Below are 24,634 nucleotides of genomic sequence, written 5' to 3'. Positions count from 1 at the left end.
CGGGGCTCCCTCCCGTGCCGTGCCGGACAGGTCCTGTCCGGCACGGGGCTCCGGACGGGGCTCCGCGTCCCTGCGGGACGGGGCTACTCCCAGTCCTCCGGTTCCGGCTCCGTGTCCAGCTCGGGCCAGTGGTCCTCGTGCTCGGCCGCGGGCGCGGGGGTCTCGGGGGCTGCGGGCGCGGGGGTCTTGAGGGAGGCCAGGACGCCGAGCACGCCTTCCCCGTAGGTCAGGAGCTTCTTCTCGCCGATGCCGCCGATGGTGCCCAGTTCGGCGACCGACGCGGGCCAGCGGCCGACGATCTCCCTCAGGGTCGCGTCGTGGAAGATCACGTAGGCCGGTACGCCCTGTTCACGGGCCTGTTCGGCGCGCCAGGCGCGCAGTGCCTCGAACGCCGGGAGCAGGTCCTCGGGCAGCTCCGCCACCGCCGCCTTCGCCTTGCCCTTGCCGGAGGACCCGGACGACCCGGAGGACCGGGAGACCGCCGGCTTCTTCGGCTCCTTGCGGAGCGGAACCTCCCGCTCGCGCCGCAGCACCGTCCCGCTGGCCTCGGTGAGCACCAGCGTGCCGTACTCGCCCTCGACGGCCAGCAGCCCCTGGGCGAGCAGCTGTCGCACGACGCCACGCCATTCGCCTTCGTCGAGGTCGGTGCCGATACCGAAGACGGACAGCTGGTCGTGGTCGAACTGGATGACCTTGGCGGTGCGCTTGCCGAGCAGGATGTCGACGATCTGGAGGGCGCCGAACTTCTGCCCGCGTTCGCGCTGGAGCCGGACCACCGTGGACAGGACCTTCTGGGCGGCCACGGTGCCGTCCCAGGTCTCGGGTGGGACGAGGCAGGTGTCGCAGTTGCCGCAGCCCTCCGCGGTGGGCTCCTGGCCGAAGTACTTGAGCAGCTGCCCGCGGCGGCACTGGGCGGTCTCGCACAGCCCGAGCATCGAGTCGAGGTGGGACTGGGCGCGGCGCCGGAACGCCTCGTCGCCCTCACCTGACTGGATCAGCTTGCGCTGCTGCACGACGTCGTTGAGGCCGTAGGCCATCCACGCGGTGGAGGGCCGGCCGTCGCGGCCGGCCCGGCCGGTCTCCTGGTAGTAGCCCTCGACGGACTTGGGCAGGTCGAGGTGGGCGACGAACCGGACGTCGGGTTTGTCGATGCCCATGCCGAAGGCGATGGTGGCGACCACGACCAGGCCGTCCTCGCGCAGGAAGCGGGACTGGTGGGCCGCGCGGGTGGCCGCGTCCAGGCCGGCGTGGTACGGGACGGCCTCCACGCCGTTGCGGGAGAGGAATTCGGCCGTGGACTCGACCGACTTGCGGGACAGGCAGTAGACGATGCCCGCGTCGCCCTCGTGCTCCTGGCGGAGGTACGCGAGCAGCTGCTTCTTGGGGTCGGCCTTCGGGACGATGCGGTACTGGATGTTGGGCCGGTCGAAGCTGGCCACGAAGTGCCGGGCGGCCGGCATGTGCAGGCGCTGGGTGATCTCCTCGTGGGTCGCGCGGGTGGCGGTCGCCGTCAGCGCGATGCGCGGGACGTCCGGCCAGCGTTCGCCGAGGAGGGAGAGGGCGAGGTAGTCCGGGCGGAAGTCGTGGCCCCACTGGGAGACGCAGTGCGCCTCGTCGATCGCGAAGAGGGAGACCTTGCCGCGGGCCAGCAGGTCCAGCGTGGAGTCCAGGCGCAGCCGCTCCGGCGCCAGGTACAGCAGGTCCAGCTCACCGGCCAGGAACTGCGCCTCGACCACGCGCCGCTCGTCGAAGTCCTGGGTGGAGTTCACGAAGCCCGCGTTCACGCCGAGGGCGCGCAGGGCGTCCACCTGGTCCTGCATGAGCGCGATGAGCGGCGAGACCACGATGCCCGTACCGGGTCTGACCAGGGACGGGATCTGGTAGCACAGCGACTTTCCGCCGCCGGTGGGCATGAGGACCACGGCGTCCCCGCCGGCCACCACATGCTCGATGATCGCTTCCTGCTCGCCCCGGAAGGCGTCGTACCCGAAGACCCTGTGGAGCGTGGCCAGTGCCTCGCTGTCCGCCGGTCCTGGCGTCTGTCGCGCTTCCGGCGGCTCGGTCGTCCCTGGCATCTCGCCCGTCCCGCCCATCGTCATGTCCCCCGTACGTCGTCCCTCGACCACTGCCTCCACGATAGGGGCTCGGACCGACAGCGCCGGAGTTGTCCACAGGCCCGACCGCCGTCTCGGGCCGGTGGTGCCCTCAGCCCTTTGGCCGTCCTCGCGTGGCGGCGCCGAACCGGCGCGGGCCATGCTGCACGGGCGGGACCGGGGAGGCCCGCGCTGTACGGAGGCACCGCACCAGCGTGTCTCCTCCGCCCCAAGGAGCACCACGATGTCTCTCAGGTCCCGCACCGTCGGCGCCGTGCTGGCGCTGGGTGTGCCGTTCGCTCTGGCCGCGGTTCCCGCCGACGCGGCTCCCGTCCCCGAGGCCGACCCGTTCGTGTGGACGGATCTGACCCCGACGTACACGGCGACCACGGACTACCAGTACGAACCGTTCGCGGTGACGGACGGGTACGCGCCCCTCGGCGCGTGCGCGCGGGACACCGTGACGGGTGAGGGAGGCGCGGGCCTGCACTACGTGAACCCCGCCCATGTCGGCAGCCTCGACCCGGCCGCGCCCGCGGCCCTGCTCTACGAGACCGACGGCGACGGCGCCCGTGCCCTGGCGGGGGTGGAGTGGATCGTGCGCGCCGACGCCGGCACCGGCGCGCCGACGCTGTTCGGGCAGACGTTTCAGGGGCCGGCGAAGCTGGAGGGCGTGGGGTCGGTGTACACGCTGCACGCCTGGATCTGGAAGGACAATCCGAGCGGCCTGTTCGCGCCGTGGAACCCGACGGTGACGTGCCCGTAGCCGGTGCCGGTGACCCCGGGGCCGTCCGCATGCGCGTGGGCCCCGGTTCCTCGGAAGGAACCGGGGCCCACGGCCGTACCGGAACGGTCAGCGCACGAAGACGCCCGCCTGGCTCGCCAGGTCCAGGAAGTACTGCGGGGCCACACCGAGCACCAGCGTGACCGCCACGCCGATGCCGATCGCCGCCATGGTCAGCGGTGACGGGACGGCGACCGTGGGGCCGTCGGGCCTGGGCTCGCTGAAGAACATCAGCACGATCACGCGGATGTAGAAGAACGCGGCGATCGCCGACGAGATCACACCGACGACGACCAGCGGGGCCGCGCCGCCCTCCGCCGCCGCCTTGAAGACGGCGAACTTCCCGGCGAAGCCCGAGGTCAGCGGGATGCCCGCGAAGGCCAGCAGGAACACCGCGAAGACGGCCGCGACCAGCGGTGAGCGCCGGCCGAGACCGGCCCACTTGGACAGGTGGGTGGCCTCGCCGCCGGCGTCGCGCACCAGGGTCACCACGGCGAAGGCGCCGATGGTCACGAAGGAGTATCCGGCCAGGTAGAACAGCACGGACGACACGCCGTCCTTCGAGGTCGCGATGACACCTGCGAGGATGAATCCGGCGTGCGCGATCGACGAGTAGGCGAGCAGCCGCTTGATGTCGGTCTGGGTGATCGCGACGATCGCGCCGCCCAGCATGGTGATGATCGCGACGGCCCACATGACCGGCCGCCAGTCCCAGCGCAGGCCGGGCAGGACGACGTACAGCAGCCGCAGCAGCGCGCCGAACGCGGCCACCTTGGTCGCCGCGGCCATGAAGCCGGTCACCGGGGTGGGTGCGCCCTGGTAGACGTCGGGCGTCCACATGTGGAAGGGCACCGCGCCGACCTTGAAGAGCAGGCCCATGACGACCATGGCGGTGCCGATCAGGAGCAGCGCGTCGTTGCCCATGGTGTCGGCGAGGGCCGGGTCGACGCTGGTGACGGTGCCGTCGACGACCTGGGAGAGCGTCGCGTAGGACACCGAGCCGGCGTAGCCGTACAGCAGGGCGATGCCGAACAGCGTGAACGCGGAGGCGAAGGCGCCCAGCAGGAAGTACTTGACCGCGGCTTCCTGGGACATCAGGCGCTTGCGGCGGGCCAGGGCGCACATCAGGTAGAGCGGGAGGGAGAAGACCTCCAGGGCCACGAAGAGCGTCAGCAGGTCGTTGGCCGAGGGGAACACCAGCATGCCCGCGATCGCGAACAGGAGGAGCGGGAAGACCTCGGTGGTGGTGAAGCCCGCCTTCACCGCGGCCTGCTCGCTGTCGCTGCCGGGCACCGAGGCGGCCTGTGCGGCGAAGGAGTCGACGCGGTTGCCGTGGGCGGCCGGGTCCAGGCGGCGCTCGGCGAAGGTGAACAGGGCGAGCAGACCGGCCAGCAGGATCGTGCCCTGCAGGAACAGGGACGGTCCGTCGACGGCGATCGCGCCCATCGCGGCGATGTGCGCCTTGGTGGTGCCGAATCCGTCCGCGGCCAGGGCGACGACTGCCGCGAAGGCGGCGCACAGCGCCACGGCGGAGACGAAGACCTGTGCGTAGTAGCGGGACTTGCGCGGCACGAACGCCTCGACGAGCACCCCGACGAGCGCCGCGCCGAGCACGATCAGGGTGGGGGACAATTGTCCGTATTCGATCTTCGGCGCGTCGATCTTCGCGATCGGCTCCGCCGCGGTTGTCCACAGGCTGTGGACGGCTGCTGCGCTCACTTGGCCGCCTCCACTGCGGGCTTCGGGTCGGTCTTGTGTACGTCCGACATGGTCTGCTTGACCGCCGGGTTGACGATGTCCGTGACGGGCTTCGGGTAGACGCCCAGGAAGATCAGCAGGACGATCAGCGGCGTGACGACCAGCAGCTCACGCGCGCGTAGGTCGGGCATCGCCGAGACCTCCGGTTTCACCGGGCCCGTCATCGTCCGCTGGTACAGGACGAGGGTGTAGAGCGCGGCGAGGACGATGCCGAGGGTGGCGATGATGCCGAGGGCCGGGTAGCGCGCGAACGTGCCGACCAGGACCAGGAACTCGCTCACGAAGGGGGCGAGTCCCGGCAGCGACAGGGTGGCCAGGCCGCCGATCAGGAAGGTGCCGGCGAGCACCGGGGCGACCTTCTGCACACCGCCGTAGTCGGCGATGAGCCGCGAGCCGCGCCGGGAGATCAGGAAGCCGGCGACCAGCATCAGCGCGGCGGTGGAGATGCCGTGGTTGACCATGTACAGCGTGGCGCCGGACTGGCCCTGGCTGGTCATCGCGAAGATGCCCAGGATGATGAAGCCGAAGTGCGAGATGGACGCGTAGGCGACCAGCCGCTTGATGTCCCGCTGGCCGACGGCGAGCAGCGCGCCGTAGATGATGCTGATCACGGCGAGGACGAGGATGGCGGGGGTCGCCCACTTCGAGGCCTCGGGGAACAGCTGGAGGCAGAAGCGGAGCATCGCGAACGTGCCCACCTTGTCGACGACCGCCGTGATGAGCACGGCGACCGGCGTCGTGGACTCCTGCATGGCGTTGGGCAGCCAGGTGTGCAGCGGCCACAGCGGCGCCTTCACCGCGAAGGCGAAGAAGAAGCCGAGGAACAGCCAGCGTTCGGTGCTGGTCGCCATGTGCAGCGAGCCGTTCGCGCGGGCCTGCGCGATCTCCGCGAGGGAGAAGTTCCCGGCGACCACGTAGAGGCCGATCACCGCGGCCAGCATGATCAGGCCGCCGACCAGGTTGTAGAGCAGGAACTTCACGGCGGCGTACGACCGCTGGGCCGCCGCGTTCTCGTCGGAGCCGGAGTGGGCGCGGTCCCCGAAGCCGCCGATGAGGAAGTACATCGGGATCAGCATGGCTTCGAAGAAGATGTAGAAGAGGAAGACGTCGGTGGCCTCGAAGGAGATGATCACCATCGCCTCGACGGCCAGGATCAGGGCGAAGAAGCCCTGGGTCGGCCGCCACCGCTTGCTGCCGGTCTCCAGCGGGTCGGCGTCGTGCCAGCCCGCCAGGACGATGAACGGGATCAGCAGGGCGGTCAGCGCGATCAGGGCGACCGCGATGCCGTCGACGCCCAGTTCGTAGCGGACGCCGAAGTCCGAGATCCAGGCGTGGGACTCGGTGAGCTGGTAGCGGGCGCCGCCCGGGTCGAAGCGGACCAGGACGGCGACCGCGAGGGCCAGGGTGGCGAGCGAGACCAGCAGCGCGAGCCATTTGGCGGCGGTGCGCCGGGCGGCCGGCACGGCGGCCGTGGCGACCGCCCCGACGGCCGGGAGCACCGCCGTCGCTGTCAGCAGAGGAAAGGACATCGGTATCAGACCGCCCTCATCAGCAGGGTCGCGGCGACCAGGAGGGCGGCGCCGCCGAACATCGAGACCGCGTACGAGCGCGCGTAGCCGTTCTGGAGCTTGCGCAGCCGGCCGGACAGTCCGCCGAAGCCCGCCGCCGTGCCGTTGACGACCCCGTCGACCAGGGTGTGGTCGACGTAGACCAGGGAGCGGGTGAGGTGTTCGCCGCCGCGGACCAGTACGACGTGGTTGAAGTCGTCCTGGAGGAGGTCGCGGCGGGCCGCGCGGGTCAGCAGCGAACCGCGCGGGGCGACGGCCGGGACGGCACGGCGGCCGTACTGGAGCCAGGCGATGCCGACGCCGATGACCAGGCACACCATGGTGGCGCCGGTGACGGTGGCCGCGCTCAGCGGGGAGTCGCCCTCGCTGTGGCCGGTGACCGGCTCCAGCCAGTGCAGGAAGCGGTCGCCGATGCTGAAGAACGCGCCGCCGAAGACCGAGCCGATCGCCAGCACGATCATCGGGATCGTCATGGACTTCGGGGACTCGTGCGGGTGCGGCTCGTGGCCGTGCTCGTCGGGCTGCCAGCGCTTCTCGCCGAAGAACGTCATCAGCATCACGCGGGTCATGTAGAACGCGGTGATGGCCGCGCCGAGCAGGGCGCAGGCGCCGAGGATCCAGCCCTCGGCGCCGCCCTTGGCGAACGCCGCCTCGATGATCTTGTCCTTGGAGAAGAAGCCGGACAGGCCCGGGAACCCGATGATCGCGAGGTAGCCGAGGCCGAAGGTGATGAAGGTGACCGGCATGTACGAGCGGAGGCCGCCGAACTTGCGCATGTCGACCTCGTCGTTCATGCCGTGCATGACGGAGCCCGCGCCGAGGAACAGTCCGGCCTTGAAGAAGCCGTGCGTCACCAGGTGCATGATCGCGAACACGTAGCCGATCGGGCCGAGGCCGGCGGCGAGCACCATGTAGCCGATCTGCGACATGGTCGAACCGGCGAGCGCCTTCTTGATGTCGTCCTTCGCGCAACCGACGATCGCACCGAACAGGAGCGTGACGGCGCCCACGACGGTGACGACGAGCTGTGCGTCCGGGGCCGCGTTGAAGATCGCTCCGGAGCGGACGATGAGGTAGACGCCGGCGGTCACCATGGTCGCCGCGTGGATGAGGGCGGAGACCGGGGTCGGGCCCTCCATGGCGTCGCCCAGCCAGGACTGCAGCGGGACCTGGGCGGACTTGCCGCAGGCGGCGAGCAGCAGCATCAGGCCGATCGCGGTGAGCTTGCCCTCGGAGGCGTCGGTGGCGTGGGTGAGGACCGGGCCGAAGGCGAACGTGCCGAACGTCGTGAACATCAGCATGATCGCGATGGACAGGCCCATGTCGCCGACCCGGTTGACCAGGAAGGCCTTCTTGGCCGCCGTCGCCGCGCTGGGCTTGTGCTGCCAGAAGCCGATCAGCAGGTAGGAGGCGAGACCGACGCCCTCCCAGCCGACGTACAGCAGCAGGTAGTTGTCGGCGAGGACGAGCAGCAGCATCGCCGCGAGGAACAGGTTCAGATAGCCGAAGAAGCGGCGGCGGCGCTCGTCGTGCTCCATGTACCCGATCGAGTACAGGTGGATGAGCGAGCCGACGCCGGTGATCAGCAGGACGAACGTCATCGACAGCTGGTCGAGGCGGAAGGCGACGTCCGCCTGGAAGCCCTCCACCGGCACCCAGGTGAACAGGTGCTGCATCAGGGTGCGGTGTTCGGCGTCCTTGCCCAGCAGGCCGGCGAAGAGGATCACGCCGAACACGAAGGACGTCGTCGACAGGAGCGTGCCGATCCAGTGGCCCACGCCGTCCAGGCGACGGCCGCCGACCAGGAGGACGGCCGCTCCGAGCAGGGGCGCCGCGATCAGCAGCGCAATCAGGTTCTCCACGATTCAGCGACCCCTTACAGCTTCATCAGGCTGGCGTCGTCGACCGAGGCCGAGTGGCGGGTACGGAACAGCGACACGATGATCGCGAGCCCGACCACGACCTCCGCGGCGGCGACGACCATCGTGAAGAAGGCGATGATCTGGCCGTCGAGATTGCCGTGCATGCGGGAGAAGACGACGAACGCGAGGTTGCAGGCGTTGAGCATCAGCTCGACGCACATGAAGACGACGATCGCGTTCCGTCTGATCAGCACGCCGGTGGCGCCGATCGTGAAGAGCAGGGCGGCGAGATAGAGGTAGTAGACCGGGTTCACTTCGACGCCTCCTCGGGCCGCTTGAGGTTCTCCGGCTCGATCGGGGTCCGCTCCAGCCGTTCCTCGGCGCGCTGCTCCAGGGCCCGCAGGTCGTTCAGGGCCTCCGTGGACACGTCACGGATCTGGCCGCGGTCGCGCAGCGTCTTGTTGACCGTGAGCTCGGACGGCGTGCCGTCGGGCAGCAGGCCGGCGATGTCGACGGCGTTGTGCCGGGCGTAGACGCCGGGGGCGGGCAGCGGCGGCAGGTGCTTGCCGTCGCGGACGCGCTGCTCGGACTGCTCGCGCTGGGTCTTCGCGCGCTCGGTGCGCTCGCGGTGGGTGAGCACCATGGCGCCGACCGCCGCCGTGATGAGCAGGGCGCCGGTGATCTCGAAGGCGAAGACGTACTTGGTGAAGATGAGGGCGGCGAGGCCCTCGACGTTGCCGTTGGCGTTGGCCTGGCCGGTGCCCTCGAAGTTCTTGAGGGAGGCGTTGGCGATGCCCGCGAGGAGCAGCACGCCGAAGCCGACACCGCACACGAGGGCCAGCCAGCGCTGGCCCTTGATGGTCTCCGACAAGGAGTCGGCGGCGGTCACGCCGACCAGCATCACCACGAAGAGGAACAGCATCATGATCGCGCCGGTGTAGACGACGATCTGCACGATGCCCAGGAAGTAGGCGCCGTTGGCGAGGTAGAAGACCGCCAGGATGATCATGGTGCCGGCGAGGCAGAGCGCGCTGTGCACGGCCCGCCTCATGAGGATGGTGCCCAGGGCGCCGAGCACGGCGACGGTGCCGAGGACCCAGAACTGGAAGGCCTCGCCGGTGGAGGTGGCGTAGGCGGCGAGCTGCGGACCCATCACGCCTCCACCCCCTCTTCCTCCGGCTTCTCGCCCTTGGAGACGGCCACCTGCCGCACGGTCCCGGGCGCCGCCTCGGTCACCAGGCCCCGGTAGTAGTCCTGTTCGTCGGTGCCCGGGAAGATCGAGTGCGGCGAGTCGACCATGCCCTCCTCGAGACCGGCGAGCAGCTGCTCCTTGGTGTAGATGAGGTTGGCGCGGCTGGTGTCGGCGAGCTCGAACTCGTTGGTCATCGTCAGCGCGCGCGTGGGGCACGCCTCGATGCACAGGCCGCACAGGATGCAGCGGGCGTAGTTGATCTGGTAGACGCGGCCGTAGCGCTCACCCGGCGAGTAGCGCTCCTCATCGGTGTTGTCGGCGCCCTCGACGTAGATGGCGTCGGCGGGGCAGGCCCAGGCGCACAGTTCGCACCCGACGCACTTCTCCAGGCCGTCCGGATGGCGGTTGAGCTGGTGCCGTCCGTGGAACCGCGGAGCCGTGGTCTTCTTCTGCTCCGGGTACTGCTCGGTCAGCCGCTTCTTGAACATGGCCTTGAAGGTCACGCCGAAGCCGGCCACGGGGTTCAGGAAACCGGGCTCGGTCTCCTTGGGCTCCTCAGCCATCGGACGCCTCCTTTCCATCCGTAGATCCGTCACTGACAGCGTCCGGTCCACCACTGACAATCAGCTCCCGCTCCCGGCGCGGACTGCGCCGGGGCACCGGCGGCAGCTCCTGTCCGGGCAGCGGCGGCACGGGGTACCCGCCCGCCATCGGGTCGAACGCGGCCGGCTCGTCGGCCGGCCGCGCCGCGGCCTCCTTGCCGCCCTTGTCGCGGAACATGTCGGCGACGAAGGAGAGCAGGAGCAGGGCGAGCACTCCGCCGCCGACGTAGAGGGCGATGTCGGCGAAGTCGTAGTTCTCGTTGCGCAGGGCCCGCACGGTGGCGACGAGCATCAGCCAGACGACCGAGACCGGGATGAGGACCTTCCAGCCGAGCTTCATCAGCTGGTCGTAGCGCACGCGCGGGAGGCTGGCGCGCAGCCAGACGAAGACGAACAGCAGCGTCACGACCTTGGCGACGAACCAGAGCATGGGCCACCAGCCGTGGTTGGCGCCCGCCCAGACGGTGCTGATCGGCCAGGGGGCTCGCCAGCCGCCGAGGAACAGCGTGGTCGACACGGCGGCGACCGTCACCATGTTGACGTACTCGGCGAGCATGAACATCGCGAACTTGATCGACGAGTACTCGGTGTTGAAGCCGCCGACCAGGTCGCCCTCGGACTCCGGCATGTCGAACGGGGCGCGGTTGGTCTCGCCGACCATGGTGACGACGTAGAGGATGAACGACACCGGCAGCAGCACGATGTACCAGCGGTCGTGCTGCTGGGCGACGATCGTGGACGTCGACATGGAGCCCGAGTACAGGAACACCGAGGCGAACGAGGCGCCCATGGCGATCTCGTAGGAGATCATCTGCGCGCAGGAGCGCAGGCCGCCGAGGAGCGGATAGGTGGATCCTGAGCTCCAGCCGGCCAGGACGATGCCGTAGATGCCGATGGAGGCGACCGCGAGGATGTAGAGCATCGCGATCGGCAGGTCGGTGAGCTGCATCGTGGTGCGGTGGCCGAAGATCGAGATCTCGTTGCCCGCCGGACCGAAGGGGATGACCGCGATGGCCATGAACGCCGGGATGGCCGCGACGATCGGCGCGAGGATGTAGACGACCTTGTCGGCCCGCTTGACGATGAGGTCTTCCTTGAGCATCAGCTTCACGCCGTCGGCCAGCGACTGGAGCATGCCCCAGGGACCGTGCCGGTTGGGGCCGATGCGCAGCTGCATCCAGGCGATGACCTTGCGCTCCATGACGATGGAGACCAGCACGGTCACCATCAGGAAGGCGAAGCAGAAGACCGCCTTGATGACGACCAGCCACCACGGGTCGCGGCCGAACATGGAGAGGTCTTCAGCAGCGAGGTACGGGGTCATGCCTCCACCTCCTTGGGGGCCTCACCGGCGGTGGCCGCCGGGCCGATGCGGACGAGGGAGCCGGGCTGCGCCCCGGTGTCGGAGGCGACACCGCCGCCCACGGAGTTCAGCGGCAGCCAGACCACGCGGTCGGGCATCTCGGTGATCCTGAGCGGGAGTTCGACGGTGCCGGCCCCCGAGGTGACGGCGACCGGGTCACCGTCGGCGAGACCGGCCTCGGCGGCGGTCGCCGCGGACAGCCGGGCGTGGGCGGCGTGCCGGGTGCCGGCGAGCGCCTCGTCGCCCTCCTGCAGGACGCCCTGGTCCAGCAGGAGCCGGTGTCCGGCGAGCACGGCCTCCCCGGCCGCCGGGCGCGGCAGCGGTCCCGCCGTCTCCCGCGGCTCGGAGGCCTTCGGCCCGTCCCAGCCGCCGAGCCGGTCGAGTTCCGCGCGCGTGGTGCGCAGGTCGGGCAGGCCGAGGTGGACGTCCATGGCGTCGGCGAGCATCTGCAGCACGCGCGCGTCGGTGGGCGCAAGCCGCCGGGTCATCTGCTCGGGCTTGAGCGCGGCCTCGAAGAGCCGCACCCTGCCTTCCCAGTTGAGGAAGGTGCCGGCCTTCTCGGCGACGGCGGCGACCGGCAGGACGACGTCGGCGCGCTCGGTGACCTCGCTGGGCCGCAGCTCCAGCGAGACCAGGAAGCCGACGGCTTCGAGCGCGGCACGCGCGCGCGTGGGGTCGGGCAGGTCGGCTACCTCGACGCCGGCGACCACCAGCGCGGAGAGCTCGCCGCGGGCGGCCGCCTCGACGATCTGGCCGGTGTCGCGGCCGTAGCGCAGCGGCAGTTCGGCCACGCCCCAGGCGGCGGCGACCTCGTCCCGCGCGCGCGGGTCGGTGGCCGGACGGCCGCCGGGCAGCAGCGACGGCAGTGCGCCCGCCTCGATCGCGCCCCGCTCACCGGACCGGCGCGGGATCCACACCAGCCGGGCGCCGGTGGCGGTGGCGGCGCGTACGGCGGCGGTCAGGCCGCCGACGACCGACGCCAGCCGCTCGCCCACGACGATGACCGCGCCCTCGGCGCGCAGCGCCTCGGCGGCCTGCGTGCCGGGCTCCTCCAGGCCGACGCCGCCGGCGAGCGCGTCCAGCCATTCGGTCTCGGTTCCGGGGGCGGCCGGCAGCAGCGTGCCGCCGGCCTTCTCCAGGCCGCGGGTGGCATGCGTGGCCAGCGAGAACACCCGCTGCCTGCGCTTGCGCGAGGCCTTGCGCAGCCTCAGGAAGACGCCGGGCGCCTCTTCCTCCGACTCGAACCCGACCAGCAGGACGGCGGGCGCCTGTTCCAGCGAGGTGTAGGTGACGCCCTCGCCGTCGAGGTCACGGCCGCGGCCCGCGACCCGGGCGGCCAGGAAGTCGGCCTCCTCGCTGCTGTGCACGCGCGCGCGGAAGTCGATGTCGTTGGTGTCGAGCGCCACGCGCGCGAACTTGCTGTACGCGTAGGCGTCCTCGACGGTGAGCCGGCCGCCGGTGAGGACACCGGCCCGGGAGCGGGCCGCGGCCAGTCCGCGGGCGGCCGCGTCGAGCGCCTCCGGCCAGGAGGCCGGTTCGAGCACGCCCTGGGCGTTGCGGACCAGCGGGGTCTCCAGGCGGTCCTTCTGCTGCGCGTACCGGAACGCGAAGCGTCCCTTGTCGCAGATCCACTCCTCGTTGACCTCGGGGTCGTTGGCAGCGAGCCGCCGCATGACCTTGCCGCGCCGGTGGTCGGTGCGGGTGGCGCAGCCGCCGGAGCAGTGCTCGCACACGGACGGCGAGGAGATCAGGTCGAAGGGCCGGGAGCGGAAGCGGTAGGCCGCCGAGGTCAGCGCGCCCACCGGGCAGATCTGGATGGTGTTCCCGGAGAAGTACGACTCGAACGGGTCGCCCTCGCCGGTGCCGACCTGCTGGAGCGCGCCGCGCTCCACGAGTTCGATCATCGGGTCGCCGGCGACCTGGTTGGAGAACCGGGTGCAGCGGGCGCACAGCACGCACCGCTCGCGGTCGAGGAGCACCTGGGTGGAGATCGGGACGGGCTTCTCGTAGGTGCGCTTCTTGCCTTCGAAGCGGGACTCGGCGTTGCCGTGCGACATCGCCTGGTTCTGCAGCGGGCACTCGCCGCCCTTGTCGCAGACCGGGCAGTCCAGCGGGTGGTTGATGAGCAGCAGCTCCATCACGCCGTGCTGGGCCTTCTCGGCGACCGGGGAGGTGAGATGGGTCTTCACGACCATGCCGTCGGTGCAGGTGATCGTGCAGGACGCCATGGGCTTGCGCTGGCCCTCGACCTCGACGATGCACTGGCGGCAGGCGCCGGCCGGGTCGAGCAGGGGGTGGTCGCAGAAGCGCGGGATCTCGATGCCGAGCTGTTCGGCGGCTCGGATGACCAGGGTGCCCTTGGGCACGCTGATCTCCGCGCCGTCGATCGTCAGCGTGACGAGGTCCTGCGGCGGGACCGCCGCCGTTCCCCCCGAGGAGGGGGAACTCGTGGTCACGGTCATGCGTTCACCTCCGGGCGGTCCGCCCAGGCCGTCGACTTGGCCGGGTCGAAGGGGCAGCCCCGGCCCGTGATGTGCTGTTCGTACTCCTCGCGGAAGTACTTCAGTGAGGAGAAGATCGGGGACGCGGCGCCGTCGCCGAGGGCGCAGAACGACTTGCCGTTGATGTTGTCGGCGATGTCGTTCAGCTTGTCGAGGTCGGACATCACGCCCTTGCCGGCCTCGATGTCGCGCAGCAGCTGCACGAGCCAGTAGGTGCCTTCGCGGCAGGGAGTGCACTTGCCGCAGGACTCGTGGGCGTAGAACTCGGTCCAGCGGGTGACGGCGCGCACCACGCAGGTGGTCTCGTCGAAGCACTGGAGTGCCTTGGTGCCGAGCATGGAACCGGCGGCGCCCACTCCCTCGTAGTCCAGGGGGACGTCGAGGTGTTCGTCGGTGAACATGGGCGTCGAGGAACCGCCCGGCGTCCAGAACTTCAGCCGGTGGCCGGCGCGCATCCCGCCGCTCATGTCGAGGAGCTGGCGCAGGGTGATGCCGAGCGGTGCCTCGTACTGGCCGGGGCTGGTGACGTGGCCGCTGAGCGAGTACAGCGTGAAGCCGGGCGACTTCTCGCTGCCCATCGACCTGAACCAGTCCTTGCCCCGGTGCAGGATCGCGGGAACCGACGCGATGGACTCGACGTTGTTCACCACAGTGGGGCAGGCGTAGAGGCCCTCGACGGCCGGGAAGGGAGGACGCAGTCGCGGCTGGCCGCGGCGGCCTTCGAGCGAGTCGAGCAGCGCGGTCTCCTCACCGCAGATGTACGCGCCGGCGCCGGCGTGCACGGTGAGGGTCAGGTCGAGCCCGCTGCCGAGGATGTTCTCGCCGAGGAAGCCGGCCTCGTAGGCCTCGCGCACGGCCTCGTGCAGCCGCCGCAGGACGGGGACGACCTCACCGCGCAGGTAGATGAAGGCGTGCGACGACCGGATGGCGTAGCAGGCGATGACGATGCCCTCGATGAGGCTGTGCGGGTTCGCGAACAGGAGCGGGATGTCCTTGCAGGTCCCGGGCTCCGACTCGTCGGCGTTGACCACCAGGTAGTGCGGCTTGCCGTCTCCCTGCGGGATGAACTGCCACTTCATCCCGGTGGGGAATCCGGCGCCGCCGCGGCCGCGGAGTCCGGACTCCTTGACGTAGGCGATCAGGTCGTCCGGCGACATGGCGAGGGCCTTGCGGAGCCCCTCGTATCCGTCGTGGCGCCGGTAGACGTCCAGCGTCCAGGACTCGTCCTCGTCCCAGAAGGCCGACAGCACGGGTGCGAGCAGCTTCTCGGGGCTGGTGTCCTTGAGATCGGGTACCACCGTCATCACTCCCCCTCCTCGGCGGCGGGTCCTGCCGGGTGCGACGGGTCGGAGGCCGAGGTCTCCTGCGGTGCGTCGTGGGAACTGAGGTGCTCGGCCGGTGACGGCTCGTGCACCGTGCGGTCCTGCGGGCCCGGACGCGGATGGACCACGCGCGCGGGTGCGGCCTCTCCCCTGGACAGGTGGAGTCCCACCAGGGAGGCGGGTCCGGCGCTGCCGCTCTCGGCGACGGCACCGGGCCGCTCGTCGGGGAAGCCGGCCAGGATCCGCGCGGTCTCCTTGAAGGTGCACAGCCTGGCCCCGCGGGTGGGCTCGACGTCCCGGCCCGCGCGCAGGTCGTCGACCAGGCGACGGGCGCTCGCGGGGGTCTGGTTGTCGAAGAACTCCCAGTTGACCATCACGACCGGTGCGAAGTCGCAGGCCGCGTTGCACTCGATGTGCTCCAGGGTGACGCTGCCGTCGTCGGTGGTCTCGCCGTTGCCGACGCCCAGGTGCTCCTGGAGGGACTCGAAGATGGCGTCGCCGCCCATCACCGCGCACAGGGTGTTGGTGCAGACGCCGACCTGGTAGTCGCCGGAGGGCTTGCGCCGGTACATCGTGTAGAAGGTGGCGACCGCGGTGACCTCCGCCGTGGTCAGCTTCAGCACGTCGGCGCAGAACCGCATCCCGGTGCGCGTGACGTGCCCTTCCTCCGACTGCACGAGGTGCAGCATCGGCAGTAGGGCGGACCGGGAGTCGGGGTAGCGCGCGATGATCTCGCGCGCGTCCGTCTCCAGCCGGGCCCGGACGTCGTCCGGAAACGCGGGCGCGGGCAGCTCGGGCATGCCCAGGCTGACGCCCCGCTCCGAGGAAGAGGTGTTCACCGGTCGACGCCTCCCAGTACCGGGTCGATGGACGCGATGACGACGATGACGTCGGCCACCTGGCCGCCCTCACACATCGCCGCGATGGCCTGCAGGTTGGCGAAGGACGGGTCGCGGAAGTGGACCCGGTAGGGGCGGGTGCCGCCGTCGGAGACGACGTGCGCCCCGAGTTCGCCCTTGGGTGACTCGATGGCCGTGTAGACCTGTCCGGGCGGCACCCGGAAGCCCTCGGTGACCAGCTTGAAGTGGTGGATCAGGGCCTCCATGGAGGTGCCCATGATCTTCTTGATGTGGTCGAGGGAGTTGCCGAGTCCGTCGGGTCCCAGGGCCAGCTGCGCGGGCCAGGCGATCTTCTTGTCGGCGACCATGACCGGTCCGGGCTCGAGCCGGTCCAGGCACTGCTCGACGATCCTGAGCGACTGGCGCATCTCCTCCAGGCGGATCAGGAAGCGGCCGTAGGCGTCCGAGGTGTCGGCGACGGCGACGTCGAAGTCGTAGTTCTCGTAGCCGCAGTACGGCTGGGACTTGCGCAGGTCGTGCGGCAGGCCGGTGGCCCGCAGGATGGGGCCGGTGGCGCCGAGGGCCATGCAGCCGGCCAGGTCGAGGTAGCCGATGTTCTGCATACGGCCCTTGAAGACGGGGTTCCCGGTGGCGAGCTTGTCGTACTCGGGGAGGTTCTTCCGCATCTTCTTGACGAACTCGCGGATCTGGTCGACCGCGCCGGGCGGCAGGTCCTGGGCGAGTCCGCCGGGCCGGATGAAGGCGTGGTTCATCCGCAGGCCGGTGATCAGCTCGAAGAGGTCGAGAATCATTTCACGATCACGGAATCCGTAGATCATGACCGTGGTGGCGCCCAGTTCCATGCCGCCGGTGGCGATGGCCACCAGGTGCGAGGACATCCGGTTCAGCTCCATCAGGAGCACCCGGATGATCGTCGCGCGGTCGGGTACCTGGTCCTCGATGCCGAGGAGCTTCTCGACGGCGAGACAGTAGGCGGTCTCGTTGAAGAAGGACGTCAGGTAGTCCATGCGCGTGACGAAGGCGGAGCCCTGGGTCCACGTGCGGTACTCGAGGTTCTTCTCGATGCCGGTGTGCAGGTAGCCGACGCCGCAGCGGGTCTCGGTGACGGTCTCGCCGTCGATCTCCAGGATCAGCCGGAGCACTCCATGGGTGGAGGGGTGCTGGGGACCCATGTTGACGACGATGCGCTCGTCGTCGGCGCGGGCCGCGGACTGGACGATCTCGTCCCAGTCGCCACCGGTGACCGTGTAGACGGTGCCCTCGGTGGTCTCGCGCGCCGAGGCGGCGGCCGCGGATGCTGACTGTGTGCTCACGAGTACGACCTCCGCTGGTCCGGAGCCGGGATCTGGGCGCCCTTGTACTCGACGGGGATGCCGCCGAGGGGGTAGTCCTTGCGCTGCGGATGGCCCTGCCAGTCGTCGGGCATGAGGATCCGCGTCAGGGCCGGGTGACCGTCGAAGACGATCCCGAAGAAGTCGTAGGTCTCCCGCTCGTGCCAGTCGTTGGTCGGATACACGGAGACCAGGGATGGGATGTGCGGGTCGGCGTCGGGGGCGCTGACCTCCAGGCGGATCACCCGGTTGTGGGTGATCGAGCGCAGGTGGTAGACGGCGTGCAGCTCGCGGCCCTTGTCCTGGAGGTAGTGCACGCCGCTGACGCCGGTGCACAGCTCGAACCGGAGCGCGGGATCGTCGCGCAGGGTGCGGGCGACGCGCAGCAGGTGCTCGCGCTCGATGTGGAAGGTGACCTCGCCGCGGTCGACGACCGTCTTCTCGATGGCGTTGGCGGGCAGCAGTCCCTGTTCCTCCAGGGCGCCCTCCAGCTCGTCGGCGACCTCGTCGAACCAGCCGCCGTAGGGGCGGGCCGCCGGTCCGGGAAGGCGGACCGAGCGGACCAGGCCTCCGTAGCCGGAGGTGTCGCCGCCGTTGTTGGCGCCGAACATGCCGCGCTGGACGCGGATCTCCTCGCCGCCCTGGCCGCGCTGGCCGGGAAGGTTGTCGGCGGCGAGGTCCTTCTCGGGGTTGGCCCCGTCGTGACCGTTCGCGTCACTCACCGCAGCAGCCCCTTCATCTCGATCGTGGGCAGCGCCTTGAGCGCCGCCTCCTCCGCCTCGCGGGCCGCTTCCTTCGCGTTGACGCCGAGCTTGCCGTTCTGGATCTTCTGGTGGAGCTTGAGGATCGCGTCCAGCAGCATCTCGGGGCGGGGCGGGCAGCCGGGCAGGTAGATGTCGACCGGGACGATGTGGTCGACGCCCTGGACGATGGCGTAGTTGTTGAACATGCCGCCCGAGGAGGCGCAGACGCCCATGGAGATCACCCACTTGGGGTTGGGCATCTGGTCGTAGACCTGCCGCAGGACGGGCGCCATCTTCTGGCTGACCCGGCCGGCGACGATCATCAGGTCGGCCTGGCGCGGTGAGCCGCGGAAGACCTCCATGCCGAACCGCGCCAGGTCGTACCGGCCCGCGCCCGCCGTCATCATTTCGAAGGCGCAGCAGGCGAGGCCGAAGGTGGCGGGGAAGACGGACGCCTTGCGCACCCAGCCCGCGGCCTGCTCGACGGTGGTCAGCAGGAATCCGCTCGGCAGCTTTTCTTCGAGTCCCATGACTTAAAGCCCCTCAGTCCCATTCCAGGCCGCCGCGCCGCCACACGTACGCGTATGCGACGAAGACGGTGAGCACGAAGAGCAGCATCTCCACGAGCCCGAAAACACCCAGGGCGTCGAAGGTGACGGCCCAGGGGTAGAGGAAGACGATCTCGATGTCGAAGACGATGAAGAGCATCGCCGTCAGGTAGTACTTGATCGGGAAACGCCCGCCGCCGGCCGGCGTGGGGGTCGGCTCGATGCCGCACTCGTAGGCTTCGAGCTTGGCGCGGTTGTACCGCTTCGGACCGATCAGCGTGGCCATGACCACGGAGAAGATCGCAAAGCCTGCCCCGAGGGCTCCCAGTACGAGGATGGGCGCATACGCGTTCACCGCTCCTCGCTCCTCTCAGTCGGCACTGACTGGTGGCGGTTCGACCGGGCCCACTCGCCTCATCCGTCACACGAACCCCGCACGTCCCGGGCGAAGATCGCGAACATGTGAAGCAGGTCACAAGCCCGACTGCCTCGCATCTTATGCCCGTCGCTCTGTGATCTGCGACACGGGGTATTACACAAGCTTTGTGATCTCCACCACCTGACGATCGATCATGAAGTCGGATGAGTGGTGATCTTCATACTCGAAGCGTTCACCTGATCACCAGAGGTGACATTTTTGACCGTCGACGCAGGCCGGAGGGGGTTCCGGGCGGGCGTCTCCATATCAAGAGGGTTCCTCTGCATGCAAATTCGCGGTGGACCGACCGTCCTGATAGAGGAGCGCGTTCACACGTCGGAGGGAGGTGCGAGGGGTGATGTGGACGCGTGCACGCGTTCACGAACTCGGTCCGCCTCGAACCGCACGCGAGACGCACCCCTCCCGGTAACCGTTCCGTGACCTCCGCCACATTGATGAGAGGCCGATGAGAACCGGGCTTGGCCAAACATCTCAACCGATGGTAGGTGGGGGGCAATTCGGACGTTATGGCGAAAGAACGTGATCACATGCATGATCACGGACGCCCGCAATGTCCGTTACGGCGTCAATAAAGAATGACAAGGGCGGGATTCTCAGGCCGGATTGAACAACTGTGGCGCAGCACACGTTTCTTGAAGATATGAAGGAGCCCCTGGTACCGGTTGTTCCCATGTCCCACACCGCTCACATACGCAGCCACCGGAAACCCCGCCGCAGCGCGACGACAAGCATCGCCGTGCGCGCCGGAGTTGCCAGTGGCGTCCTCGGCATGGCAGCGGCGGGCGCGGCCTCGGCGAGTGCCGCCGAACCCGTGACGCAGACGCTCGAACTGCCCACCCTGACGGCCGACCTGGCCACCCAGGTGGCCCAGTCCGCCGACGCCACACAGCAGGCCGCGGCGAACTACGCGCTCCAGGCCGAGCGCGACGCGGCCGCCACAAAGGCCGCGAAGCAGGCCAAGTCGGACCTCGCCGAAGCGAAGAAGAAGGCCGAGGCCAAGAAGAAGGCCGAGGAGGCCCGCAAGGAGGCCGCCGCGCGCGCCGCCTCCCGCAGCGCCGAGCGGACCGTGCTCAGCGCCGCCTCGACCGGCTCCAGCGCCTCCACGAGCACGTCCACGGCGACCGGTTCGGCCGCCGCCGTGGTCGCCTTCGTGAAGGCGCAGATCGGCGACGCCTACGTCTCCGGCGGCACGGGCCCCAACTCGTGGGACTGCTCGGGTCTCGTGCAGGCCGCCTTCAAGTCGGTCGGCGTCAGCCTGCCGCGCGTCTCCCAGGACCAGTCGACGCAGGGCACCCAGGTCTCGCTGAGCAACCTGCAGCCCGGCGACATCCTCTACTGGGGCAGCGCCGGCAGCGCGTACCACGTGGCCGTGTACGTCGGTGACGGCATGTTCGTGGGCGCCCAGAACCCCTCCAGCGGCGTCGGTGAGCACCCGCTGTCGTACGACCCGCCGAGCGGCGCGGTGCGGGTGCTCTGAGAACAGGGGCATCCTGGAACAACCCGAGACAACTCGGGCAACGCACAAGCACGGTGGGGCCGCAGCCGCTCGGGGGCAGCGGCCCTACCGGCGCACCGGCCGGGGCCCGGCCCCCGCCCGCACCCGGCCGCCGGCCCACTCCCGGCCGCCCAGCCGCCCGGCGTCCTGCCGGCCCGCCGGGGGCCCGCCGTCCCGTGATGGGCCGCCGTCCCGCCGAGGACTCCCGTCAGGGCCGCCCCTCCTCGGGCGCCCTCGGGCGCCCGCTCCCCGGACATCTCCCGGGCCCCGCCTCCGCCTGTCCACAGGCCCCTGCCTCCGGTCGTCCACAGGCGACTCGTCCACAGAGGCGATCCGCCCCCGTTTTCCACAGGCCCGCCCGCGTTCGGGCGACTCCTGGGATTCTCGATGCGTGCCGCTCGCACGGAGCGGCACGAGATCCGAGGAGGGACACCGCGATGCCACGCGTCTTCGTCCAGGGAAACCCCGTGGACCACTACCCCCGTCACGCCCCCGAGGCCCTGCGCGGTTCGGTGCGCAGGATCACCGAGACCGGCGAGGAGGTCCTGCACAGGCCGTGCCGGGACGTCACGGAGTTCGGACCCGACCTCGCCGCGCTCGTCGACGACATGTTCCTCACGATGTACATCGCCGAGGGAGCCGGCCTCGCGGCCAACCAAGTCGGTGTCGACCTGCGCCTGTTCGTGTACGACTGCCCCGATGACGATGGTGTCCGACATGTCGGCCATGTCGTCAACCCGGTGCTGGAGCCGCAGGACCCGGCCGGGCGGCGGCTGCTCGACGAGGGCGAGGGCTGCCTGTCGGTGCCCGGTGCCGTCATGGACGTACCGCGCCCGGACCGGGCGGTCGTGCACGGATTCGACAAGGACGGCAATCCGCTCACCGTCGAGGGAACGGGATATTTCGCCCGCTGCCTGGCGCACGAGACCGACCATGTGGACGGACGCGTGTACCTGGACCGGCTCTCCGGCCGGGAGCGCAAGGAGGCGCTGCGGCAGATGGCGGCCCGGCGGGAGGAGGTCCACGCCCGCAGAGCCGCCACCGTCGAGGCGCTCACCTCGTAGCGGCGCTCACGCCTTCGGGGCCACCTTGCTCAGCCCGTTGATGATGCGGTCCATCGCGTCGCCGCCGGTCGGGTCGGTGAGGTTCGCCAGGAGCTTCAGGGTGAACTTCATGAGCAGCGGGTGGGTCAGACCGCGCTGGGCCGCGATCTGCATGACCTTCGGGTTGCCGATGAGCTTCACGAAGGCGCGGCCCAGCGAGTAGTAGCCGCCGTAGGTGTCCTTGAGGACCCGCGGGTAGCGCTGCAGGGCGATCTCGCGCTGGCCGGGCGTGGCCCGCGCGTGCGCCTGGACGATGACGTCGGCGGCGATCTGGCCGGATTCCATGGCGTAGGCGATGCCCTCGCCGTTGAAGGGGTTCACCAGGCCGCCGGCGTCACCGACGAGCAGCAGGCCGCGCGTGTAGTGGGGCTGGCGGTTGAAGGCCATCGGGAGGGCCGCGCCGCGGATCGGGCCGGTCATGTTCTCCGGGGTGTAGCCCCAGTCGGCGGGCATGGAGGCGCACCAGGCCTTGAGGACCTCGCGCCAGTCCAGTTCCTTGAAGGAGTCGGAGGTGTTCAGGACACCCAGGCCGACGTTGGAGGTGCCGTCGCCCATGCCGAAGATCCAGCCGTAACCGGGCAGCAGGCGGTCCTGGGGGCCGCGGCGGTCCCAGAGCTCCAGCCAGGACTCCAGGTAGTCGTCCTCGTGACGGGGGGAGGTGAAGTAGGTCCGCACGGCCACGCCCATCGGGCGGTCCTCGCGGCGGTGCAGGCCCATCGCGAGGGAGAGGCGGGTGGAGTTGCCGTCGGCGGCCACGACGAGCGGCGCGTGGAAGGTGACCTCGCGCTTCTCCTCGCCGAGCTTGGCGTGCACGCCGGTGATCCGGCCGGTGCGGTCGTCGACGATCGGGGCGCCGACGTTGCACCGCTCGTAGAGGCGGGCGCCCGCCTTCTGCGCCTGCCGGGCGAGCTGTTCGTCGAAGTCGTCGCGTTTGCGGACCAGGCCGTAGTCGGGGAAGGAGGCGAGATCCGGCCAGTCGAGCTGGAGGCGGGTGCCGCCGCCGACGATGCGCAGGCCCTTGTTGCGCAGCCAGCCGGCCTCCTCGGAGATGTCGACGCCCATGGCGACCAGCTGCTTGACCGCGCGCGGGGTGAGGCCGTCGCCGCACACCTTCTCGCGGGGGAACTCGGTCTTCTCCAGCAGCAGCACGTCCAGACCGGACTTGGCGAGGTGGTACGCCGTCGTGGAGCCGGCTGGCCCCGCGCCGACGACGATGACATCGGCGGTGTTTTCGGAGAGGGGCTCGGTCACGGCAGGGTCTCCCCAAGGCTAGAAATCTGCGTGCCGACCGGCACTGGACATGGGCAGTCTATTCAGCGGTACTGATCACCCGGCTGAAGGGCTGCCCCTGTGAACCGAGCTCTCCCCGCGGTAAGGCTGCGTGTGCCCACGCACGAGGACGCGTTCGCCTGGTACCGGGTCTTCGACGACCCGGATGTCATGGAGTTCCACGGCGGCAGGTCCGCGGAGCTGTCCGTCTACGAGGAGCTCACCGCCCGGCAGCGCCGGCACGACGCGGAGTTCGGTTTCTGCCTGTGGACGATGGCCGACGAGTCCGGCCGGGTCATCGGTTTCACCGGCGCCCAGCCGTGGCCGCAGGACTGGGGGCCCAAGGGGGAGATCGAGATCGGCTGGCGGCTCGGCCGGGAGTTCTGGGGCCAGGGATACGCCACGGCCGCGGCGCTGGCGACGCTGGAGCGGCTGCGGGCCGCGGGCGTGCCGAGGGTGGTGGCGATGGTGCGGCCCGGCAACGAGCGGTCGGTCGCGGTGACCCGCCGGCTCGGGATGGAACTCGCGCAGACGTTCCCGCACCCGAGGCTCGCGGAGGGCGCGCTCTGCTTCCGGCTCGACCTGTCGGACGACAACTCGGGCAAAGTCCCGGACATCACCCCTGACGATCGCTTGACTGGCAACCGAGAGTAACGATCTGTTACAGAAAGACACTTGGCGCTTCCGGCCGCCATATGCCGGGGGTTACCCTTCCAGTACCGCTGGGGGTGACATCTGTGCATATAACGCCCAAAACACCCGAAGTGCGCGTGCCACGGCTGGTCGGACTGATGGCCGTGGACGCGCGTGAGACCGCCCGGGCGCGGGGACTGTTCCTCAACGCGCCGGACCGGCCGGAGTTCCATCTCACGGTCGTCGACTACGTCGTACGCCAGTTCCCGCAGGCCGGCGCCGAGGTGCCGCGGGATTCGATGGTGTACGTGTGGTTCGACTTCGGTGAGGGCGAGGGCGGCGGAGGCGTGCGCGAGCCACGCATCCCACGGCCGCCGTCGGGCGGACTGCAACGGGAGCTGGACCGGCCCGGTGACACCTTCGAGGTGATCGGCGGGTGACGCCCGGCGCCGGACTCAGGCCTCCTTGAAGCCCCGGTGCAGGGCGACGACCCCGCCGGTGAGGTTGCGCCAGGCCACCTTCGACCAGCCCGCCTCGCGCAGCCGTCCGGCCAGCGCGGGCTGGTCGGGCCAGGCACGGATGGACTCGGCGAGATAGACGTAGGCGTCAGGATTGGAGGAGACCGCGCGGGCGACCGGCGGCAGCGCGCGCATCAGGTACTCGGTGTAGACGGTACGGAACGGCGTCCAGGTCGGGTGCGAGAACTCGCAGATCACCACCCGTCCGCCGGGTCGGGTGACCCGGTACATCTCCCGCAGGGCCGCGTCGGTGTCCTGCACGTTACGCAGGCCGAAGGAGATCGTCACGGCGTCGAAGGTGTCGTCCTTGAACGGCAGCCTGGTGGCGTCCCCGGCGGTGAAGGGCATCCAGCCGGTGCGCCGCTTGCCGACCTGGAGCATCCCGAGGGAGAAGTCGCAGGGCACCACGTAGGCGCCGGCCCGGACGAAGGGCTGGGAGGAGGTGCCCGTGCCGGCGGCGAGGTCGAGGACCTTCTGCGCGGGCCGCGCGTCGACCGCGCGGGCGACCTCCTTCCGCCAGTGGCGGTCCTGGCCGAGCGACAGCACGTCGTTGGTCAGGTCGTACCGTTCCGCCACGTCGTCGAACATCGAGGCGACTTCGTGCGGCTGCTTGTTCAGGGAGGCGCGGGTCACCTCGCCATTCTTGCAGC

General features: G+C 70.0%; 22 protein-coding genes. 5 read left to right on the top strand and 17 right to left on the bottom strand.

The features are described 5' to 3' along the window. Positions 1-83: 83 nt before the first annotated feature. A complete protein-coding gene (gene recQ, locus ACIQOE_RS14500; protein WP_401412513.1) occupies positions 84-2,093 on the bottom strand; it encodes a DNA helicase RecQ in 2,010 nt (669 codons plus the stop codon). A gap of 244 nt (positions 2,094-2,337) precedes the next feature. Between recQ and ACIQOE_RS14495 the strand changes: the two genes are divergently transcribed. Beyond that, complete coding sequence (locus ACIQOE_RS14495) at positions 2,338-2,859, top strand: hypothetical protein (protein ID WP_351318029.1); 522 nt, start codon at positions 2,338-2,340, stop codon at positions 2,857-2,859. Positions 2,860-2,946: 87 nt separating this feature from the next. On the opposite strand, the gene nuoN is transcribed toward ACIQOE_RS14495, so the two are convergent. The 14 genes from nuoN to ACIQOE_RS14425 are packed head-to-tail and all read right to left on the bottom strand — an operon-like array spanning position 2,947 to position 18,882. Then, positions 2,947-4,596, bottom strand: coding sequence for an NADH-quinone oxidoreductase subunit NuoN (gene nuoN / locus ACIQOE_RS14490; RefSeq protein ID WP_351318027.1), 1,650 nt, complete (start codon positions 4,594-4,596; stop codon positions 2,947-2,949). After that, on the bottom strand, positions 4,593-6,164 hold the full coding sequence (locus ACIQOE_RS14485) for an NADH-quinone oxidoreductase subunit M (protein ID WP_401411743.1): 1,572 nt from the start codon (positions 6,162-6,164) through the stop codon (positions 4,593-4,595). Before ACIQOE_RS14485 ends, nuoN begins: the two co-directional genes overlap by 4 nt. A 5-nt stretch (positions 6,165-6,169) precedes the next feature. Continuing rightward, positions 6,170-8,065, bottom strand: a complete 1,896-nt coding sequence (gene nuoL, locus ACIQOE_RS14480) for an NADH-quinone oxidoreductase subunit L (RefSeq protein ID WP_365570499.1) — start codon at positions 8,063-8,065, stop codon at positions 6,170-6,172. Positions 8,066-8,079: 14 nt separating this feature from the next. Continuing rightward, on the bottom strand, positions 8,080-8,379 hold the full coding sequence (nuoK, locus tag ACIQOE_RS14475) for an NADH-quinone oxidoreductase subunit NuoK (RefSeq protein WP_351318021.1): 300 nt from the start codon (positions 8,377-8,379) through the stop codon (positions 8,080-8,082). Then, positions 8,376-9,218: an NADH-quinone oxidoreductase subunit J gene (locus ACIQOE_RS14470; protein WP_351318019.1), complete on the bottom strand. Its 843-nt coding sequence runs from the start codon at positions 9,216-9,218 to the stop codon at positions 8,376-8,378. The genes nuoK and ACIQOE_RS14470 overlap by 4 nt, the downstream gene beginning before the upstream one ends. Then, the gene (nuoI, locus tag ACIQOE_RS14465) at positions 9,218-9,820 is read right to left on the bottom strand and encodes an NADH-quinone oxidoreductase subunit NuoI (protein WP_351318017.1); all 603 of its coding nucleotides are present in this window, start codon (positions 9,818-9,820) and stop codon (positions 9,218-9,220) included. Before nuoI ends, ACIQOE_RS14470 begins: the two co-directional genes overlap by 1 nt. After that, complete coding sequence (gene nuoH / locus ACIQOE_RS14460) at positions 9,813-11,183, bottom strand: NADH-quinone oxidoreductase subunit NuoH (RefSeq protein WP_401411740.1); 1,371 nt, start codon at positions 11,181-11,183, stop codon at positions 9,813-9,815. The genes nuoI and nuoH overlap by 8 nt, the downstream gene beginning before the upstream one ends. Then, positions 11,180-13,684: an NADH-quinone oxidoreductase subunit G gene (locus ACIQOE_RS14455; protein ID WP_365554947.1), complete on the bottom strand. Its 2,505-nt coding sequence runs from the start codon at positions 13,682-13,684 to the stop codon at positions 11,180-11,182. Before ACIQOE_RS14455 ends, nuoH begins: the two co-directional genes overlap by 4 nt. Next, complete coding sequence (gene nuoF, locus ACIQOE_RS14450) at positions 13,681-15,027, bottom strand: NADH-quinone oxidoreductase subunit NuoF (protein WP_390633106.1); 1,347 nt, start codon at positions 15,025-15,027, stop codon at positions 13,681-13,683. Before nuoF ends, ACIQOE_RS14455 begins: the two co-directional genes overlap by 4 nt. After that, positions 15,027-15,884 carry an NADH-quinone oxidoreductase subunit NuoE gene (gene nuoE, locus ACIQOE_RS14445; protein ID WP_351318009.1) on the bottom strand — a complete coding sequence of 286 codons (858 nt, stop codon included), beginning with the start codon at positions 15,882-15,884 and terminating at the stop codon, positions 15,027-15,029. Before nuoE ends, nuoF begins: the two co-directional genes overlap by 1 nt. Beyond that, the gene (locus ACIQOE_RS14440) at positions 15,881-17,218 is read right to left on the bottom strand and encodes an NADH-quinone oxidoreductase subunit D (RefSeq protein WP_351318008.1); all 1,338 of its coding nucleotides are present in this window, start codon (positions 17,216-17,218) and stop codon (positions 15,881-15,883) included. The genes nuoE and ACIQOE_RS14440 overlap by 4 nt, the downstream gene beginning before the upstream one ends. Next, positions 17,215-17,958, bottom strand: a complete 744-nt coding sequence (locus tag ACIQOE_RS14435; RefSeq protein ID WP_351318006.1) for an NADH-quinone oxidoreductase subunit C — start codon at positions 17,956-17,958, stop codon at positions 17,215-17,217. The genes ACIQOE_RS14440 and ACIQOE_RS14435 overlap by 4 nt, the downstream gene beginning before the upstream one ends. Further along, positions 17,955-18,509, bottom strand: a complete 555-nt coding sequence (locus ACIQOE_RS14430) for an NADH-quinone oxidoreductase subunit B family protein (protein WP_351318004.1) — start codon at positions 18,507-18,509, stop codon at positions 17,955-17,957. Before ACIQOE_RS14430 ends, ACIQOE_RS14435 begins: the two co-directional genes overlap by 4 nt. A gap of 13 nt (positions 18,510-18,522) precedes the next feature. Further along, complete coding sequence (locus ACIQOE_RS14425) at positions 18,523-18,882, bottom strand: NADH-quinone oxidoreductase subunit A (RefSeq protein ID WP_007383963.1); 360 nt, start codon at positions 18,880-18,882, stop codon at positions 18,523-18,525. Between the two features lie 754 nt (positions 18,883-19,636). Between ACIQOE_RS14425 and ACIQOE_RS14420 the strand changes: the two genes are divergently transcribed. Both ACIQOE_RS14420 and def read left to right on the top strand, forming a co-directional pair. Next, on the top strand, positions 19,637-20,443 hold the full coding sequence (locus ACIQOE_RS14420; RefSeq protein WP_362175112.1) for a C40 family peptidase: 807 nt from the start codon (positions 19,637-19,639) through the stop codon (positions 20,441-20,443). Between the two features lie 455 nt (positions 20,444-20,898). Then, positions 20,899-21,525 carry a peptide deformylase gene (def, locus tag ACIQOE_RS14415; protein WP_362640594.1) on the top strand — a complete coding sequence of 209 codons (627 nt, stop codon included), beginning with the start codon at positions 20,899-20,901 and terminating at the stop codon, positions 21,523-21,525. A gap of 6 nt (positions 21,526-21,531) precedes the next feature. Here the strand turns inward: def and ACIQOE_RS14410 are convergent, their stop codons facing one another. Next, positions 21,532-22,815, bottom strand: coding sequence for a geranylgeranyl reductase family protein (locus ACIQOE_RS14410; RefSeq protein ID WP_351317998.1), 1,284 nt, complete (start codon positions 22,813-22,815; stop codon positions 21,532-21,534). A gap of 99 nt (positions 22,816-22,914) precedes the next feature. On the opposite strand from ACIQOE_RS14410, the gene ACIQOE_RS14405 reads away from it, so the two are divergent. Next, positions 22,915-23,487, top strand: a complete 573-nt coding sequence (locus ACIQOE_RS14405; RefSeq protein WP_401411735.1) for a GNAT family N-acetyltransferase — start codon at positions 22,915-22,917, stop codon at positions 23,485-23,487. 110 nt (positions 23,488-23,597) lie between these two features. Beyond that, positions 23,598-23,906, top strand: coding sequence for a PASTA domain-containing protein (locus tag ACIQOE_RS14400; protein WP_401411733.1), 309 nt, complete (start codon positions 23,598-23,600; stop codon positions 23,904-23,906). Between the two features lie 15 nt (positions 23,907-23,921). Here the strand turns inward: ACIQOE_RS14400 and ACIQOE_RS14395 are convergent, their stop codons facing one another. Continuing rightward, positions 23,922-24,617 (bottom strand): demethylmenaquinone methyltransferase, encoded by a 696-nt coding sequence (locus ACIQOE_RS14395; RefSeq protein ID WP_351317992.1) that lies wholly within the window; start codon positions 24,615-24,617, stop codon positions 23,922-23,924. Positions 24,618-24,634: the final 17 nt, after the last annotated feature.

The organism is Streptomyces sp. NPDC091282 (assembly GCF_044757385.1).
Taxonomy (GTDB): domain Bacteria; phylum Actinomycetota; class Actinomycetes; order Streptomycetales; family Streptomycetaceae; genus Streptomyces; species Streptomyces gramineus.
The sequence above is the reverse complement of the archived record's forward strand: the minus strand, read 5'-3'. Positions and strand labels throughout refer to the sequence as shown.

Coding starts and splice junctions, on each gene's coding strand:
- def (WP_362640594.1), top strand. CDS start 20,899: ATGCCACGCGTCTTCGTCCAGGGAAACCCCGTGGACCACTACCCCCGT.
- ACIQOE_RS14470 (WP_351318019.1), bottom strand. CDS start 9,218: ATGGGTCCGCAGCTCGCCGCCTACGCCACCTCCACCGGCGAGGCCTTC.
- nuoF (WP_390633106.1), bottom strand. CDS start 15,027: ATGACGGTGGTACCCGATCTCAAGGACACCAGCCCCGAGAAGCTGCTC.
- ACIQOE_RS14495 (WP_351318029.1), top strand. CDS start 2,338: ATGTCTCTCAGGTCCCGCACCGTCGGCGCCGTGCTGGCGCTGGGTGTG.
- ACIQOE_RS14455 (WP_365554947.1), bottom strand. CDS start 13,684: ATGACCGTGACCACGAGTTCCCCCTCCTCGGGGGGAACGGCGGCGGTC.
- ACIQOE_RS14430 (WP_351318004.1), bottom strand. CDS start 18,509: ATGGGACTCGAAGAAAAGCTGCCGAGCGGATTCCTGCTGACCACCGTC.
- recQ (WP_401412513.1), bottom strand. CDS start 2,093: ATGGGCGGGACGGGCGAGATGCCAGGGACGACCGAGCCGCCGGAAGCG.
- nuoH (WP_401411740.1), bottom strand. CDS start 11,183: ATGACCCCGTACCTCGCTGCTGAAGACCTCTCCATGTTCGGCCGCGAC.
- nuoI (WP_351318017.1), bottom strand. CDS start 9,820: ATGGCTGAGGAGCCCAAGGAGACCGAGCCCGGTTTCCTGAACCCCGTG.
- ACIQOE_RS14420 (WP_362175112.1), top strand. CDS start 19,637: ATGTCCCACACCGCTCACATACGCAGCCACCGGAAACCCCGCCGCAGC.
- ACIQOE_RS14485 (WP_401411743.1), bottom strand. CDS start 6,164: ATGTCCTTTCCTCTGCTGACAGCGACGGCGGTGCTCCCGGCCGTCGGG.